The 16,419-nt window shown below is 67.2% G+C and carries 14 protein-coding genes; 6 read left to right on the top strand and 8 right to left on the bottom strand.

What is annotated here, in order from left to right; genetic code table 11:
- Nucleotides 1–120: 120 nt before the first annotated feature.
- The 4 genes from RM50_RS00200 (at nt 121) to RM50_RS00185 (ending at nt 4,949) form a co-directional block, all read left to right on the top strand.
- Nucleotides 121–1,044, top strand: coding sequence for an ABC transporter ATP-binding protein (locus RM50_RS00200; protein ID WP_043448548.1), 924 nt, complete (start codon nt 121–123; stop codon nt 1,042–1,044).
- Nucleotides 1,044–1,934 carry an ABC transporter permease gene (locus tag RM50_RS00195; protein WP_043448546.1) on the top strand — a complete coding sequence of 297 codons (891 nt, stop codon included), beginning with the start codon at nt 1,044–1,046 and terminating at the stop codon, nt 1,932–1,934. The genes RM50_RS00200 and RM50_RS00195 overlap by 1 nt, the downstream gene beginning before the upstream one ends.
- Before the next feature lie 284 nt (nt 1,935–2,218).
- A complete protein-coding gene (locus RM50_RS00190; protein WP_043448543.1) occupies nt 2,219–3,625 on the top strand; it encodes an amino acid permease in 1,407 nt (468 codons plus the stop codon).
- 22 nt (nt 3,626–3,647) lie between these two features.
- Entirely contained in the window at nt 3,648–4,949 is a 1,302-nt protein-coding gene (locus RM50_RS00185) for a M18 family aminopeptidase (RefSeq protein ID WP_043448541.1), read from the top strand.
- Nucleotides 4,950–4,964: 15 nt separating this feature from the next.
- On the opposite strand, the gene RM50_RS00180 is transcribed toward RM50_RS00185, so the two are convergent.
- Both RM50_RS00180 and RM50_RS00175 read right to left on the bottom strand, forming a co-directional pair.
- Nucleotides 4,965–5,624, bottom strand: coding sequence for an acetyltransferase (locus tag RM50_RS00180; RefSeq protein WP_043448537.1), 660 nt, complete (start codon nt 5,622–5,624; stop codon nt 4,965–4,967).
- A gap of 182 nt (nt 5,625–5,806) precedes the next feature.
- A complete protein-coding gene (locus RM50_RS00175; RefSeq protein WP_043448700.1) occupies nt 5,807–8,503 on the bottom strand; it encodes a helix-turn-helix transcriptional regulator in 2,697 nt (898 codons plus the stop codon).
- 524 nt (nt 8,504–9,027) lie between these two features.
- Here RM50_RS00175 and RM50_RS00170 point away from each other — a divergent pair.
- The gene (locus RM50_RS00170) at nt 9,028–9,843 is read left to right on the top strand and encodes a glycosyltransferase family 2 protein (RefSeq protein ID WP_043448698.1); all 816 of its coding nucleotides are present in this window, start codon (nt 9,028–9,030) and stop codon (nt 9,841–9,843) included.
- 13 nt (nt 9,844–9,856) lie between these two features.
- Nucleotides 9,857–10,846: a glycosyltransferase family 2 protein gene (locus RM50_RS00165; RefSeq protein ID WP_043448696.1), complete on the top strand. Its 990-nt coding sequence runs from the start codon at nt 9,857–9,859 to the stop codon at nt 10,844–10,846.
- 101 nt (nt 10,847–10,947) lie between these two features.
- Here RM50_RS00165 and RM50_RS00160 read toward each other — a convergent pair whose 3' ends face one another.
- Genes RM50_RS00160 through RM50_RS00135 form a run of 6 tightly spaced genes read right to left on the bottom strand, consistent with a single transcriptional unit; the run spans nt 10,948 to nt 16,410 of the window.
- Nucleotides 10,948–11,991, bottom strand: a complete 1,044-nt coding sequence (locus RM50_RS00160; protein ID WP_043448534.1) for a hypothetical protein — start codon at nt 11,989–11,991, stop codon at nt 10,948–10,950.
- Nucleotides 11,988–12,194 (bottom strand): hypothetical protein, encoded by a 207-nt coding sequence (locus RM50_RS00155; protein ID WP_043448530.1) that lies wholly within the window; start codon nt 12,192–12,194, stop codon nt 11,988–11,990. Before RM50_RS00155 ends, RM50_RS00160 begins: the two co-directional genes overlap by 4 nt.
- The gene (locus RM50_RS00150; protein ID WP_240471770.1) at nt 12,191–12,517 is read right to left on the bottom strand and encodes a hypothetical protein; all 327 of its coding nucleotides are present in this window, start codon (nt 12,515–12,517) and stop codon (nt 12,191–12,193) included. Before RM50_RS00150 ends, RM50_RS00155 begins: the two co-directional genes overlap by 4 nt.
- Nucleotides 12,518–12,528: 11 nt before the next feature.
- The gene (locus RM50_RS00145; protein ID WP_043448527.1) at nt 12,529–14,319 is read right to left on the bottom strand and encodes a hypothetical protein; all 1,791 of its coding nucleotides are present in this window, start codon (nt 14,317–14,319) and stop codon (nt 12,529–12,531) included.
- The gene (locus RM50_RS00140; protein ID WP_043448525.1) at nt 14,316–15,602 is read right to left on the bottom strand and encodes a lipopolysaccharide biosynthesis protein; all 1,287 of its coding nucleotides are present in this window, start codon (nt 15,600–15,602) and stop codon (nt 14,316–14,318) included. The genes RM50_RS00145 and RM50_RS00140 overlap by 4 nt, the downstream gene beginning before the upstream one ends.
- Nucleotides 15,592–16,410: a glycosyltransferase gene (locus tag RM50_RS00135; protein WP_043448522.1), complete on the bottom strand. Its 819-nt coding sequence runs from the start codon at nt 16,408–16,410 to the stop codon at nt 15,592–15,594. The genes RM50_RS00140 and RM50_RS00135 overlap by 11 nt, the downstream gene beginning before the upstream one ends.
- Nucleotides 16,411–16,419 lie beyond the last annotated feature (9 nt).

Below are 16,419 nucleotides of genomic sequence, written 5' to 3'. Positions count from 1 at the left end.
TCATCCCTGAGACGGGCGAAAAGCCGTTGCCGGCTCGATAGCGTGGGAAGGGTATTCCACCGACCTGTTTTCCACCATTCCAACGTGTGCAGCCGCGCGCTGCCGTCCAAAGGACCATTCATGATCGAGGCAAACGGACTGTCCAAGGTCTACGGCACCAAGACCGCCGTGGCCGGTGTCAGTTTCACCGTCCGGGCAGGGCAAGTCACGGGTTTCCTGGGCCCCAACGGGGCCGGCAAGTCAACCACCATGCGCATGATCATGGGACTCGACCGGCCGACGGCGGGATCCGTCACCGTGAACGGCCTGCCCTACGTCCGGCACAAGGCACCCCTGCGCGAGGTGGGTGCCCTGCTCGAGGCCAAGGCCGTGCACACCAGCCGCAGCGCCTACAACCACCTGCTGGCCATGGCCGCCACCCACGGCATCCCCAAAACCCGGGTGCACGAGGTCATCGAGATGACGGGACTGGAAGCGGTGGCGCGCAAGAAGGCGGGCGGCTTCTCACTGGGCATGGGACAGCGGCTCGGCATTGCTGCGGCCCTGCTGGGAGATCCGCAGACCCTCATCCTCGATGAACCGGTCAACGGCCTGGACCCGGAGGGCGTGGTCTGGGTCCGGAACCTGGTGCGGTACCTCGCCGGGCAGGGCCGGACGGTATTCCTCTCCAGCCACCTGATGAGCGAGATGGCACAGACGGCTGACCATTTGATCGTCATCGGGCGGGGCAAGGTGATTGCCGATGCGCCGATCCACGACATCATCAGCGGCCAGGGCCGGTCCCGGGTCCGGGTGCGCACCGACGAACCGGAACGGCTCCGCCAGCTGCTGGCCACACGGGGTGCAACCATCGAGGTTCCCGACCGCGAACTTCTCGAGGTGACGGGCCTGGAGCCCAGGGCCATTGCCGCGGCAGCACTTGAAAACCACGTCATGGTCTACGAGCTCACCCCGCTCGTGGCCAGCCTCGAGGAGGCCTATATGGAACTGACCAAGGACGACGTCGAATACCACTCCCTGCCCGCCGCGGAGGTAACCAAGTAATGAGCTCCCTGACCACCGAATCAACGTCCTCCCCCGAACCTGCCTCCGCCCCGGGCCCACGCAATCCCCGCGGCGCACGTTCCCTGGCCGGCCCCACGTTTTTCCGGGTCCTCAACTCGGAAATCATCAAGTTCCGCAGCCTCCTGTCCACGCTGATACTGCTCGCCTCCACCGCCGCCGTGATGGTCGGGTTCGGCGCACTGTCTGCCTGGGGAACGGGCCAGTTCGCGGATGCCGCCACACGGGATCCGCAGGCCGCTGCCAGGATGGCATCCCAGGGCGGCGACCTTGCCATCAGCGTGCCCACCTCGGGCATCGCCTTCGCCCAGCTGATCCTGGGGTCCCTTGGCGTCCTGCTGATGAGTTCCGAATTCACCACGGGCATGGCCCGGTCCACCTTTGCGGCCGTGCCCAAGCGTCTTCCCGCCTTCGCGGCCAAGCTGGTGGTGGTGATGGTGACGTCCTTCGTGGTGACCGCCGTATCCACCTGGGTGGCCGGCCTCGCTGCCGTACCCATCCTGGACAACTACGGCCTCGCCCTGGACCTGGGCAGCTCACAGTCGGTCAAGCTGCTCCTGGTCAACAGCATCTACGTGGCAGCCGTGGCCGCCATCGGCATGGCCCTGGGCACGCTGCTGCGCAACTCGGCCGGCGGCATCATGAGCCTGGTGGGTATCTTCTTCGTGGCCCCCATCGCGTTCCAGCTCATCCCCGGGGATTTCTTCAAGGAAGCCCGCAAGTACCTTCCCGGCAACACCGTCGAACCCCTGACGGCCGCCCAGCACGTCCCGGACACCCTGGAAGCGTGGCAGGCCGGACTGGTCCTTGGCGCCTGGGTGGTGGTGCCCGTGCTGCTCGCCGCCATCCTGCTGAAACGGCGCGACGTGTAGGTCCAGCACGTCGGGGAGCCACGTGGCCTGGCCGGGCACGTGGCTCTCCGCGTGGTTTCAGGCACATTACAAATATGCCTGACAGGCAACTTTCATTGCCTATGATGGTCTCCGCTTGGAGTGCCGTCCTGTTCGCCGCAACCAGGTCTGTTGGACTGCACAAAGCAGGGCGCATAATGGCGGACCTAGGGTGAAACGACGATGTGGTGCATCACACGGTCCGCCGGTGGTCGCCAAGGCACGTCGCTCAACCTCTGCTATTTCCCCAACAGGACGGCGCTTCCATGCATGCTGACCAGCAACTCTCAAAGTCCCTGAAACCCAGGCACCTTTCCATGATCGCCATCGCCGGCGTCATTGGGGCGGGCCTCTTTGTCGGCTCGGGGGCGGCAATCCAGCAGGCCGGCCCGGGCATCCTCATCGCGTACGCAGCCGCCGGCCTGGTGGTCATCCTGGTGATGCGGATGCTGGGCGAGATGGCCGCGGCCAACCCGGAAACGGGATCCTTCTCCACCTATGCGGACAAGGCACTGGGGCGCTGGGCAGGGTTCAGCATCGGCTGGCTCTACGCCTGGTTCTGGATCATCGTCCTGGGCATTGAAGCCACCGCCGGTGCTGCCATCATGCACCGCTGGGTGCCGGGCATCGACCAGTGGGTCTGGGCACTGGTCCTCATGGTGCTGCTGACGCTGACCAACCTGGGTTCGGTCAAGTCCTACGGCGAGTTCGAGTTCTGGTTCGCATCCATCAAGGTGGCGGCGATCGTCCTCTTCCTCATCTTCGGCGCCGCCGCCATCCTGGGCCTCATCCCCGGCGTTCCGGCCCCCGGCCTGAGCAACCTGGTCAACAACGGCGGGTTCATGCCCAACGGTCCCGGCGCTGTCCTGGCCGGCATCCTGGTGGTTGTCTTCTCCTTCTTCGGCGCCGAGATCGCCACCATCGCAGCCGGCGAATCCGAAAACCCGGTCGACGCCGTCAAGAAGGCCGTGAAATCCACCGTCTGGCGCATTCTCGTCTTCTACATCGGCTCCATCGCCGTGGTGGTCACCCTGCTGCCGTGGAACTCGGCCTCCGTAGCCAAGAGCCCCTACGTGGCCGTCATCGAACTGTTCGGCATCCCCGGCGCCGGAACCATCATGGACGTCGTGGTCCTGACCTCCGTGCTCTCCTGCCTCAACTCCGGCCTGTACACCGCAAGCCGCATGCTCTTCTCGCTCTCCACCCGCGGTGACGCACCCCGCTCCTGGACCCGCATCTCCCGCCGCGGCGTCCCGGCCGCAGCCGTCCTCGCTTCCACGGTGGTCGGCTTCATCACCGTGGGCCTGAACTATATCGCCCCGGACACCGTGTTCCTCTTCCTGGTGAACACTTCGGGTGCGATCGCCCTGTTCGTCTGGCTGGTCATCTCCGCCTCCCAGCTGGTCCTGCGCCGCCGCATGGGCGCCGCGGCCAAGGACCTGCAGCTGAAGATGTGGCTCTTCCCGTACCTCACCTGGGCCGCCATCATCAGCATCGTGGCGCTCCTGATCGGCATGGTCATCGTGGAGTCCACCCGGGAGTCCCTGCTGCTGTCCCTGGCGCTGGCCGCCGTGGTGGTCGCGATGGGCGTGCTGCGGTACCGCCGGAAGGGTGCTGCAGCCGCCCGCCAGGAGGTGCCGGCCACGGAGGCTGCACCGGCACCCGCGGAGTAGGGCCGGCGCTAGACTCGGGACCATGCCTTTGCCTTCCTCTGCCGCAGACCACATCCAGGACCTTGGCGCCTATGTCAGCGCGTCGCCGTCGAGCTTCCACGCCGCCCACGAGGGCGGCCGGCGGCTGGAGGAAGTGGGCTTCACCCGCCTGGATGAGCTGCAGCCGTGGGAAGGCGGGCCCGGATCCTTCTTCATCATCCGCGACGGCGCCCTGATCGCGTGGGTGGTCCCGGACGGCGCGGGACCAACCACGGGGTTCAATATCCTCGGCGCCCACACCGATTCGCCCACGTTCAAACTCAAGCCGAAGCCCACCATCGGCGCGCACGGCTGGCTGCAGGCCGGGGTGGAAATCTACGGCGGGCCCCTGCTGAACTCCTGGCTGGACCGCGAGCTGCGGCTCGCGGGCCGGCTGGTGATGCTCGACGGCACGGAACACCTCACGGCGACCGGCCCCATGCTGCGCTTCCCCCAGCTGGCCATCCACCTGGACCGGGCCGTGAATGAGGGACTCACGCTGGACAAGCAACGCCACATGAACCCGGTGTGGGGCCTCGGGAACCCCGCCGAATCGGACCTGTTGGGCGTCCTGGCGTCCGCGGTCGCCGGTGCGTCCGTCGACCCGGGGCAGATCGGCGGGTACGACGTCGTCATGGCAGACACGCAGGCACCGGCGGTTTTCGGGGGCAAGGGGGAGTTCTTCGCATCAGGGCGGCTGGACAACCTTTCGGCCACGCACGCCGGGCTGGCGGCGCTGGCCGCCCATTCCGGATCCGCGCCGGCCGGCGGCCCCATTGCGGTGCTCGCCGCGTTCGACCACGAGGAAATCGGCTCCAACTCACGCTCAGGTGCGTGCGGTCCCATCCTTGAGGACGTGCTGGTGCGCATCTCCGACGGCCTGGGTGCCACGGCGAGCCAGCGGCGGCAGGCCCTGTCGGCGTCGTTCTGCCTCTCTGCCGACGCCGGGCACGCCGTGCACCCCAACTATCCCGAGCGGCACGACCCCGCCAACCACCCGGTGCTGAACGGTGGCCCCCTCCTGAAGATCAATGCCAACCAGCGCTACGCCACCGACGCCCCCGGAGCCGCATTCTGGGCCCGCCTTTGCCGGGAAGCAGGCGTGCCGTTCCAGGAGTTCGTTTCCAACAACGTGGTGCCCTGCGGCTCCACCATCGGTCCGCTGACGGCCACCCGGCTGGGGATCCGGACCGTGGACGTGGGCGTGCCGCTGCTCTCCATGCACTCAGCCCGCGAGCTGTGCGGCGTGGAAGACCCCCTGCGCCTGGCCGCCGTGGCGGAGTTGTTCTTCGGCACTGCCGCGTAGCCGGCCCCGGCCCGTTCAGGAGGCGTCGTCCAGGCTGAAGACGCCGCCGTCGACCTCGCGCGCCGGAACCCCTACCCAGGTTTGTCCGTCCGCCGCATTGCTCAGGACAGCGGCACCCATTCCCACGGTGGCGTAAGCCCCCACCGAGATATGCTCCCGGACGCTCGAATTCATGCCGAGGGAGGCGGCCCGGCCAATGCGGACTCCGCCGCCCAGGGAAACACCCGCGGCAAAGGTGGCAAAATCTGCCACGTCGACGTCGTACCTGAAGCTCACCGAGGGCATCGCCACCACATGGCAGCCCAGGGTAACGGACGCTGTAAGCACCACGTTCCGGAGCAGGATGCTTCCCCTCCCCACATGGCATCCCTCCGGGTACTGCACGGTGGGGTCGATCGCCGTGGCATAGCGGGTTTCCCCCAGGCCGAGCACACCCAGGCGCTGTACCGTGGCCTCCCGGGCGGTGGGGGATTCGAGGCAGACGAGCATCAGGGCATGGGGATACTTCTTGGCGTCTTCGATCTTGCCCAGGACAGGGGCGCCGTCCACCGTAACACCCGCCAGTTCCCGGTCATCATCGAGCAGGCCCACCACGTCGTACTGGCCGCTGCCGCGGACCATTGCCAGGACTTCCCGGGCAAGACCCGTGGCACTGACGAGGATGAGCTCGCTCATGCACCCGCCCTGCCCGCCGGTACTGCTGCCATGGCTGTCCCTTTCCGCGTCATCCGGTGCCCCAGCCTGGTGCAAAATTAGCGGTCCGCCTCCGGGTTTGGCGATGCCGCACAGGCGTTTCGCCTGCCCTGCAGGGGAAAAGTGCGGGAACTGCGGTTACCTGCGGTGCACGGCCATGCAGCCTACAAAACGGGCAGGACGTAGGGCTCGGCTGTCTTGGTTCCCTTGCCCGCAGCAAGGGCGGTCAGCTGTGCCCGGGACTCGACGCCGAGCTTGCGGTAGATGGCGGTAAGGCGGACTTCCACCGTACGCACGGAAACGTACAGGGTCCCGGCGATTTCCTTGTTGCGCATGCCGCGCGCCACCATCCTGGCGAGGGCGCGCTCATGCTCCGACAGCAGCAGCAGGGCCGGATTGCCCTGCGGGCTGGCAGGTTCCATGCGCTCGTCCAGCAGGAGCGAATCCAGGTGCTGGGTCCACGCATCCGCCCCTGCCTCGTCGAACAACACTTTGGCCCGGAGCAGCGCATCGCGCGCATCACGCAGCCTCCCGAAGGCGTGCAGCCGCTCGGAATAGCACATCAGCGTCCTGGCCCGTTCCAGCGTGTGCGGGCTTCTGCCTTCGAGTGCCTCGCGGAACAGTTGCAGCGACTGTTCACCGTCCGCAAGCATGGCGCGGCTCCTTGCCACGGCCATCGCAAGCCACGGAGAACGCAGCCCCGCGGAGCGGGCCTCAAGGTGAAGGAGTGCCTGGGTGGCTTCCTGGTGGCGGCCCAGGCGGATGAGAGCTTCCGCCAGGTCCGGCCCGGAGCGCAGGAGGGTGGGGTTGCCAAACCGGATGCCTGTCTCGGCGGCCCTGGACAGCTGCGCGACGGACTCCGCCAGGTCGCCGCGCAGCAGCGCGAAATGGCCCTGGCAGGCAGCAAGCTGTGCCGTGAGCGCCGGGTGGTCTTCCCCGCCGGCATACCGGAGCGCCTCTGCGGCCGCAACACGCGCCTGCCCTTCGTCACCAACGGAGTGGGCGCGCCAGACCCGGAACAGGTGCCGCATCCCGCGGTGGTACTGCAGGTCCGGTTCCGACAGTTCCAGGTCATCGATCAGCCGGACCGCCCTGCGGACGTTTCCGGCACGGATCTCGTTGTCGACTGCCAGGATGGCTGCGGCATGCTGCCAGATGGCGGAGCCCGCTCCGCTGGAATTGCGGAGCAGGGCGAAGGCTTCCCGGGCGCCGTCGTAGCGCTCCGCGTAGGTGAGGGCCCGGGCGGACACCAGGAGACCCTGGGCGCGGGCGGCGCCGGGGTGTCCATCCTTGCGGGCCGGGTCGGCCGTGCCACCGCCGATGACATCCATCAACAGCCCGGCCTGCCGGGCCATGGCCCGGTGCTGTGCGGCTGCGGAGCCGTCGCCGGCCAGGCGCAGCACGTCCGCTGATGCCTGCAGTACCTCCGAGGCCACCTGCAGCTCCCACCGTTCGGCGTAATAACAGGCGCCGGTTGCCAGCAGCCCGGCCGAGTATTCGGGATCATGCCGGCCGAACTCCTTCACGAGGCGAAGCAGTGCGCTGGACCGCACCGCAGCGCCCTGGGCGAACTGGATCTCGAAGTCCAAGCCGGCCAGCCGCAGGACCAGCGCTGGATCGGGGGTTAGCCGCTGCGCCCACTCCAGGTAGCGGCGGGCGTAGGCAAATTCGCCGCGGCTGAACAGCAGCTCCGCTATGCCGGCAAGCTCTGCGGCGGTTCCGGCGTGGGCGGCATCGATCGCCAGGGCCCGCTCGACATACTCCAGCGCCATCGGCACTTCGCCCTCCCCGGCCAGGTCCCTGGCGTGCCGCAGCAGCTGGAGCGGTGTCTGGGGCCGGGCCTCGGTGAAGCTCAGGTGCCAGGTCCGGGCATGGGGGGCGTTGCCGTCCGCTGCCGCCGCCATTTCCCGGTGCCCGGCGAGGCGTTCAGCGGGCGCCATGGACCGGAAGATATATTCCCGAAGGAGTTGGTCCACGATGCCGACATGGGGTCCTGACCGTTTCACCAGGCCGGCAGCCAGCAGCCCGTCCACCCTCGTCCATGCACCACCGCACGTCCTGGAGATGGCAGAGATGTCGGTGTGGCGGGAGAGTGCCAGGAGGTCCAGGACATGGCGGGGACCGGGTGCCAGCATCGCCACCTGCGCCGCGAACCCTGCGTCAAAGCTGCCGCTGGCCGGCAGCGGCAAGGGCAGCGCGGAACGGCCTCCGGCGTGCTTTTCCACAAGCTGGCCGTGAAGTTCGACGGCGGCAAGCGGGTTTCCGCCGGCAGCCGCGGCAACCGCCTGGGCCGCCGCCGTCGTGATCCGCCTGGGTGCCATGCATTCCAGCATCCTGACGGTGTCGCTGAAGCCGAGCGGGCCCAGCCTCAGGGTGGGCAGGCCGCCGAAGGGGCCGCCGGGAAGGTCGTTCCGCAGGCCGGCGAACAGGACCGTGTCCGTGCCTGCCAGCCGCCGGGCCAGGAACCCGATGACCGCCTGGCTGGCGGGATCCATCCGGTCGGCGTCGTCGATCACGATGACGGTGCGGGGTGACAGCCGCTGCCGCAGGCCGGTGAGCAGCATGCCGGCGGCCGCCGGCAGGTCCTGGGCGTCTTTGCCGGGGAGGCTGCCGGCGATCCGGTTGAGGACGGGATCGTCCATCTCGTTCAGGAGCGCGGTCAGCCCGGACAGCGGCCAGCCCGATTCCGCTGCGGCGGCGTGCAGGACAATGCTCCGGTTGTTGGAGAGGGTGGGGATCGCGGACAGGAGGGCGGTCTTTCCCACGCCCTGGGGGCCGGCCACCGCCAGTGCTGTGTCCTTGGGCCCGCGGATGACGGACAGGATGCGGTCCAGTTCCTTGCGGCGGCCTACAAGCGGCATGGCGTCCCCAATCATCGACGAAGGAGACCGCTTCCAGCAATGGCGATACGCGGCCTTGCGCCGCTCCCCAGTGCAGGCGTCGACCGGTAAGGATTGAATATAGCGCGCAATGCGGCACTTTCACCACTGGAAATTGATACTTTTCCGGCTTGGGGGGTGCCGGCAGCCGGAAATCACTGTTTTCCGGAAAACCATCCCCTATACCTAAAACCGCTGAAAGAACGCATCCCCTATACCTAATACCGGCCGGCGCGGGTAATCCCTGTACTTGCCTTGGCACGGGATTGAGGCGGCCAAAAGTGAGTACTTACTACTGGTGACAGTTGCAAGGCACTCTCAATAGGCTTTCGTCACGGCCAGAGTCAAAGGCTAAGTGAGCTGGGGCCCGAGACCAGACCCATGACCGGATAAGCATTAAAGCCGTGCTCGGCTTCAAACCGTGCGGCTCTTTGATAACTAATCCGCAACGTCATGAAGTGGTGAGGTATTTGTCCATTTCCATCCAGCTCCCAATTACTTTCGCGATGCCGGCGGTCGAGTCGGCCAAGGCATCGATCAGCGTCGTTATCCCCACTTTGAACGAAGCCAGGAATATTCCGTGGGTCCTTCGCCGAATGCCGTCCTACGTCGATGAAGTCATCATCGTGGACGGCCGCTCCACCGACAACACGGTGGGTGTGGCACAGGCCATCCGTGATGACCTGGTGATCGTCAACGAACAGCGCAAGGGCAAAGGCGTGGCGCTCCGGTCGGGGTTCGCCGCGGCCACCGGCGACATCATTGTCATGCTGGACGCGGACGGCAGCATGGACCCGCAGGAGATCGGCTGGTTCGTTTCCCCGCTCCAGCACGACTACGACTTCGTCAAGGGTTCACGCCACGTCACCGGCGGAGGTTCAGAGGACCTCACGCGCCTGCGGAGGGCCGGCAACCGCGCGCTCACCAAGCTGGCCAACGCGGTCCTGCACAGCAACTATTCCGATCTTTGCTACGGCTATATCGCTTTCCGGCGCGAATGCCTGGAAATCCTGCAGCTGGAATCTGACGGGTTCGAGATTGAAACCGAACTGATTGTCCGGGCTGCCCGCGCCGGCCTCCGGATCGCGGAGGTTCCCAGTATCGAGCTGGACCGGATTTCCGGAAATTCGAACCTGCAGACATTCCGCGACGGCTGGCGGGTGCTGCGCAAAATGGCGCATGAGTGCACCATGTGGGAAGCGCCAACGGCGGGTGCCCGGCCGGAGGCCCTTCGGCGGGTCAAGTATGCCTACGCCAATATCAGCGTCCCGCGGACTCCCACGGATCCGCAGACAATCCTTTCACTCGTCAAGGGGGTTTAGCATGCTGGACCGGATGAACGACCATTTGAGCGTTTCGATCGTGATTTGTGCCTACACGGAACGGCGCTGGGATCTTCTCCTTGACGTCATTGAGTCCGTCCGGGCACAAACGCTCGCGCCGCAGGAGATCATCGTGGTCGTGGACCACAACGAGGACCTCTACGGCAGGCTGCAGGAAATCGTCGATGACGTGACCGTCGTGGAGAGCGTGGGACCGCGCGGTCTCTCAGGCGCCCGCAACACCGGCGTGGCCCTGGCGGATTCGGACATCGTCGCTTTCCTTGACGATGATGCAGTGGCGGCGCCGGACTGGCTGGAACGCCTGGTGGTCCTTTATGACGACCCCGATGTCCTCGCCGTCGGTGGCCGCGTCGAGCCCGTGTGGGACCAGGGCCGGCCAGGCTACTTCGGCGAGGAACTCGACTGGATCGTCGGCTGCAGCCACCGCGGACTGCCGACGGTTGCCTCCGAGGTCCGCAATGTCATTGGCGCGAACATGTCGTTCCGGCTCGAAGTCCTTCGGCAGGTGGGAGGCTTCAACCTCGCCCTTGGCAGGCAGGGAAGCATACCCCTTGGCTGCGAGGAGACCGAAGTGTGCATCCGCTCCACCATGGGTGCACCGGGGTCGCGGATCGTCTACGAGCCGGCTGCCCTGGTCCGCCACCATGTGCCGGCAGACAGGGGAACCATGCGCTACATGCTCTCGCGGTCCTGGTCGGAGGGAATCTCCAAGGCACAGGTCAGCCATATCGTGGGCCAGAAGCGGGCGCTCGGACCCGAGCGGCGGTATGTCCGCAGCACGTTGCCGCGTGCCGTGTTTTCCGGACTCCGGGAGTGGGGCAGGGGCGAGAATCCCCAGGGACTGGGCCGGGCCGGGTCTGTCCTGGCGGTATTGGCCTTCACGTCCGCCGGTTACCTGCGGGGACGCCAGTTGGCGCACGCCTCCACGACGGAGCTGAACAAGGCAGCTCCCCATGGAGCGGCCTGGCGGGAAGTGCAGTAAGGGCCTGAACCAGCAGTAGGCCTCCGTCCCCTGGGGATGGAGGCCTACTGCTGTGATGTTTGCTCCTGCATTCCCCACAGAAGAAGTAGCTGTGGGCCGCCTTAGGGCCGCCAGTAACGCAGGCCGCCGCTGGTGGTGCCGTCGTCGGCAACGTCGATCAGGGCGTAAGGGAAAGCCTGGCGGTCGGCCTGGTCGGGTCCGGGCCCGCGCACGTCCGATGACCAGGTGCCGGTGTTGATGTAGCGGGTGGGGGAGGAGCCCAGCGGCACGTCGAGGGCACGGTGGGTGTGGCCGGAGATGTACCACGGGACTTCCGAACCGTGCGTCTTCAGGATCTGTGCGGACCGGGCGGCCGCCGGGGGAGCGGCCGCGCCGCGGGTATTGGGTGCAGCCGCCCGCAGCACCATTCGGGCCGCGGCGGCCGGAATAGCCGATACCGTCCGGAACCGGGATACACGTGCCAGCTTTCGCACGGCCGCCCGGTCGAGTGCCAGCCGCGAGGACTCAGTGCTGAGCAGCTGGTCGTAGGCGGGCCTGCGCATGCGGCTTTCTGCCCGCTCGGAGGCAAGGCATGCCCGGGCAACGGCCCTGGCCCGCCCCAGGCGTGACCGTGAGGGATGCGCGTGCAGGGCGGCAAGGGGAGGAAGGTCCAGGTCATCGGTGCCGTTGATTGCCGTCCGCAGGACCTCGGGTATGCGGTGCAGCGGGTGGTGCAGATGGCCGTGCTCGGCCAGGAGCACGTTGGGGACATACAGGAGCCACGGGTGCACCTGGACCCGCGCGGGATCGGCCGGCGAGAGCAGGCCGGCCAGGCGTTCGGCCACAACGGGCCGGGCCAGCTCCACGTCATGGTTGCCGGTTACGAAGTGCAGCTGCACGCCGTGTGCTGCGCACGCCTGCAGGGTCTGGAAGGTGTCCGGGTGGCCGGCCCGGATGGCTTCGAGCCGCGCCAGGCTTTCCTGCCCGGTCAGGGCCGCAAGCTCGAACGTGTCGCCGAGCAGCACGAGGTGCTGTCGTGGTCCGGAACCTGCGAGGACGGTGCGGCGCAGGAAATCGGTGAGCATGCTGCCGGTGCGTCGTGGATCGGTGTCCGACGCGTCGAGGTGGAGGTCGCTGACCAGCAGCCATCGCGCCGCACCGCTCACGTGAGCAGTCCCAGCACGCGGGGAAAGAGCAGGACCAGGAACAACACCCACATGACGGCGACAACGGCCTTCATGTTCACTGTCGATCCGAGGATGGTGGAATGGACCGGCGTCCCGCTGTTCGGTCCGGCATGGCGGACCTCGAGCGCGACGAGGGTGACGAGCAGGACGGCGGCCGCGAGCAGCCCGGCAATATCGATCATGCTGCGGCCTCCTGCCGTGCGCGTGCCAGGCACGCAAGGATAGTGATGACGGCCATGGCGACGACGCAGGCCTGCCATGACCAGACGGTGAGGTAGAACATTGCCGTGGACACCGCGGTGAGGGTGGCAAAGCCGAGGGCCAGGACGAGCAGCGCCACGAGCGCCAGGTCGGTCACCGGCGTGAGCCGGGTCATTGCCTGCCCCGGGAGCAGCACCAGGACCGCCGCTGCCGAGAGCGCCTGGAGCGGCGTCGGCAGGCCGATCAGCATGACCAGGGACAGCACCGCGGCGGCGATCGCCAGTGACAGCGTTGGCCGGCTCACTCCACGCCAGTTCATGGCCCCACCCGGTAGACGCGCGCGTCGCTGTTACTGAACACGAGGTTTACTCCGTCCTGGTCGCTGAGCCAGTTTTCCAGCTCATCAAAGCCTTGCGTGGTGGTTTGGCCCTGCACTATCAGGCTCGATTCCGATGAGCGCAGCAGCACCAGGTATCCGCCCGCCACGTTATGCCGGGCGTAGGCGTAGATGAGGGGTCCGCATGTCCCGGCCGTCAAGTCGGAGGGGCAGAGGTCCTCGATGGTCCGGTACCGGTGGCCCAGGTAATCCTGGTTGCGCCAGGGAGTTGGGTGGGCAGCCGAGATGATGGCTGCACCGTCCGGTGCGAGGTGGTCCACCGTGTTGACCGCGTCGATCTCAGCGTTGGTGAAGACGTCGTACTGAGCGTTTCCGAACCGGCCGGTGACCGTCATGCCGGCCATCAGGAAGAAGGTCAGCACGAATGCTCCGGCAGCCAGGCGCGAGGGCCGATTAACCCCCATCCCCCTTCCCTCCGCCGGGAGCAGGACCGAGCACGCCTGCAGGGCAACGAAGGGAAGGGCGAACAGGGAAATACGGATCAGCATCTCCCCGCCATAGGACTGCGCGGGGAAGAGCAGCAAGGGGGTGACAGCGAGGAGGAGCACGCGGATGTCGAGGTGTCCCCGGCGCCAGTCGCGGAACATGCCGATGGCAGCCAGGGTCCAGAGCAGGAGGGTCAGGGCCATCCGGATCTGCACCACCAGCACATGTCCTGCCGTCCCGTTCGTGCGGTCCACGACGTTCGCTTCAATGGCGGTCTGGAGGCCCGCGTCTGCCAGGGGCGGATGGCCGGCAAGGTAGGTGCTGGCGGGGTAGGCGAGCCAGAGGACCAGCACGACGCCGGCAATCAGCGCGAGCCGTCCCGGCCAGACGCGTCCGGCCAGGGTCAGGGCGGTCAGGGCGATGAGCGCCATGAACGGCGTCAGCTGGTGGCTCGCGGAAATGACCACGATCAGCAGGAGCGTTATGGCCAGTGCGCTCACGCGGTGGCCGGGCCGGGAATCGGCGGGAGTGCGGGCGCGCCACCACGCCGTGAGGTTGCCCCGGCGGAAGCCGCGGAAATGGGGGGCGTTGGCGGCCAGGGGGCCAAGGACGAGGGCGATGACGACGAGGTACAGGAAGAAGCCGAAGGCCTGTGGTGAGAGGTAGTCCTGGTCCTGCCAGTTGCCGAGGCAGAAGAGCCACAGCACCAGCCACCGCCGGCGCTGATCCTTCGTCAGGTACCGCGTCACCACTGCTACGGCCACCAGCCAGAGTGCCACGTTAAAGACGGGTGCCCAGAGGGCAACGCTCACCGGGTTCAGGCCCGAGGCCCCAAGGACGGTTGCCACCAGGGCGAAGAAGCCTGGCCAGTTGAAGTACGCATCGATGTTGGGGTCGATGCCCACGTTGTGCGAGAGGGCGTCGGCGATGCCCAGGTGGCGGAAGGCGACTTCGCCCCGCGGTACATCCGTGACGAAGGCTGCGGTGCCGAAGAGCACCAGCACCTGTACCGCGACCAGCCACACCATGACGGGGCTGCGTGCCGGGCCTGCCGCGTCTCCCCGCAGTGCCACCACGAAGGTGACGTTCAGGATCAGGACGGCTGCCCAGAACGGGTAGGGCAGCACCCCGATGAGCCCCAGGTCGCTGTTGACGGGCAGGGCCACCGTTGATGCGGACCAGGCCGCAAGGGCGAGTGCGAAAGCGCCCGCCACTGCGCACCAGATATCACGGGCCTTCCACTTTGCCAGCGGAGGGATGGTCTCCTTGAGCGTGCTGGTCATGTTGCCTCCTTTTTCACGCGGCGGAGAATGGCGAGAAGCCGGAGGCCGATCGCGACGGCCCCGACGGAGAGCACCACCAGCCACGCGAGGGCCATGGCGCTGGAGCCCTGTGCGGCGGCCACCAATGCCGAGATGCAGAGGGCGGCGCCGAGGACCACGCCGACCGCGATTGCCTCGGTATAGAGTCCGAGGACCCTGCACACGGAGTTGTAGGCCTGCAGCACGGCGTAGGCCACCAGCCCGGCGGCCAGCAGCCGGAGGGCCACGGTGGACGCGTTGGCGTACCTGTCTCCAAGAAGATGGAGCAACGGGTGCGCGAAGACGATGAGGACGACGGCGGCGAGGCTTCCGATGACAAGCGACCAGCGGAAACTCGCCCAGGTGGTTGCGGCCAGGCGCCCCGGCTCACGGACTCCTTCAGAGAACTGCACGATGCCGATCAGCATGGGGGCTGTGTAGGCGGCCCAGGCCATCATCCATGCCGGGTACCAGTACGCAGCGACCTCCGGCGACACCAGGTGCGCCAGCAGGAGCGGCAGCACCAGTCCGGGCGCACGTTCGGTGAGGGTAAGGAGCTGGTTGGGGATGCCAAGCATCAGCAGTGGGCGCCCGCGGGCGGGGTGGAGGGACGGCCTGGGCCGGTAACCGACCAGCCTGCGCAACTGGATGAAGCCGATCAGGCAGGAAACAGCAGACCCCAGGGTCCAGCAGGCCATGAGCACGTCGGCGCCGGCGCCGTGTGCCTGCCAGGCCACGAGGGCTGTCGCAAACAGCGGCACCAGGCCGCCCACCGTATACCGCAGCGTGGCGCTGCTGCCCCGTCCCAACGCCACGAGTGCCTGGTCCAGCACAGTACACATGGTCCCGGTGACGGCGGCCATGATGAACATGAGCCAGAAAAGGACCGTCAGCGAACCGGTGTCCGGCGATACGACCGTTTCCAGGACGAGATAGCCCAGGGCCAGGACGGTGCCCGCCACCCCAACGATGCCAAAGGCGGTGTCGAGCACCCGGGCCGGAGCCTCCCCCCTGCCGACGGAGACGATGACAGCTGATCCCGTACCCAGCACTGCAAGCTGGGTACAGATCATCACCGCGGAAACCGCCGCCGTGGTGAGCCCTACCTCCCGGTCAAACGTGGCGTGGGCCGCAATGATCCAGAAGGCGAAGCCCGTACCGGTCTGGGCGGCTTTGGCGATGACGAGGCCAATGGAACTGCGCAGGGGGGAGTGCCGGATGACGGTTGAGGCATCCGATGGGGCGATTTCCCGTTCAGCCGTCACGACCTAAACCCCTCGCCATACCCGCGTAGTTGTACCAGCAGAAGGCGATGTAATAGCGCAGCCATTTGGGTTGTCCGGCAGCGAGGCTCAACGCACTGCCCCGGACTGCCGCTGCGGCGGGCAGGAGGGCAAGGCGGGCACCGCGCCAGCCGTGCTTGCGGACCATCTTGCCAAGCCCCGTTCCGTCCATGAGGAACTGGTCCAGTGCGAAGTCGAAGTCGTCGGCGGCGAACCGGTGCTCAACGAAGACGCGCTGGGACACGCCGGTCTTCATCCCCGACTGCCTCATCCGCCAGCGAAGTTCGATGTCTTCCCCCGACTTGAACGTGTCGTCGAATCCCAGGGCCAGCATGAGGTCCCTGTCGACCAGCGTCGCCACCAGGCCAAACCAGTTGCGGCTGCGGCCCGTGCGGTGGTGGTGCGCCAGGGCCTGGCCCCAATAACCCGGTCCTGCGACGCTCTCCAGTCCCGCCTGGAGGGCATCGTAACCGTCCTCCATCAGTTCGATGAGCAGGTCCGCGACCCCCGTGGCCCCGAAGACGACGTCGGCATCCACCAGCAGGACCCAGCGGGTCCTGCTGCTGCGGACGCCGAGGGTCCGGGCCCAGGGCAGGCCCCGCCCCTCGTCACTCAGGACGCGGGCACCTGCCGCGCGGGCGATGTCCACGGTTTTGTCAGTGGAAAGTCCATCCACCACGATGATTTCGGCGACACCGGACTGGCGCAGGGCGTCGAGGCAGCCCGGGAGCAGGTGTTCGGCGTTCCGGGCCGGAACAACTGCTGTGATGTCTGCTGTGCTGTGGCCCATCGTGTCCAC

This window comes from Pseudarthrobacter phenanthrenivorans, assembly GCF_000813845.1.
In the GTDB taxonomy this organism is placed as follows: domain Bacteria; phylum Actinomycetota; class Actinomycetes; order Actinomycetales; family Micrococcaceae; genus Arthrobacter; species Arthrobacter phenanthrenivorans_B.
Note: the sequence above shows the minus strand (reverse complement) of the source record. Positions and strands in the feature narration are given on the sequence as shown.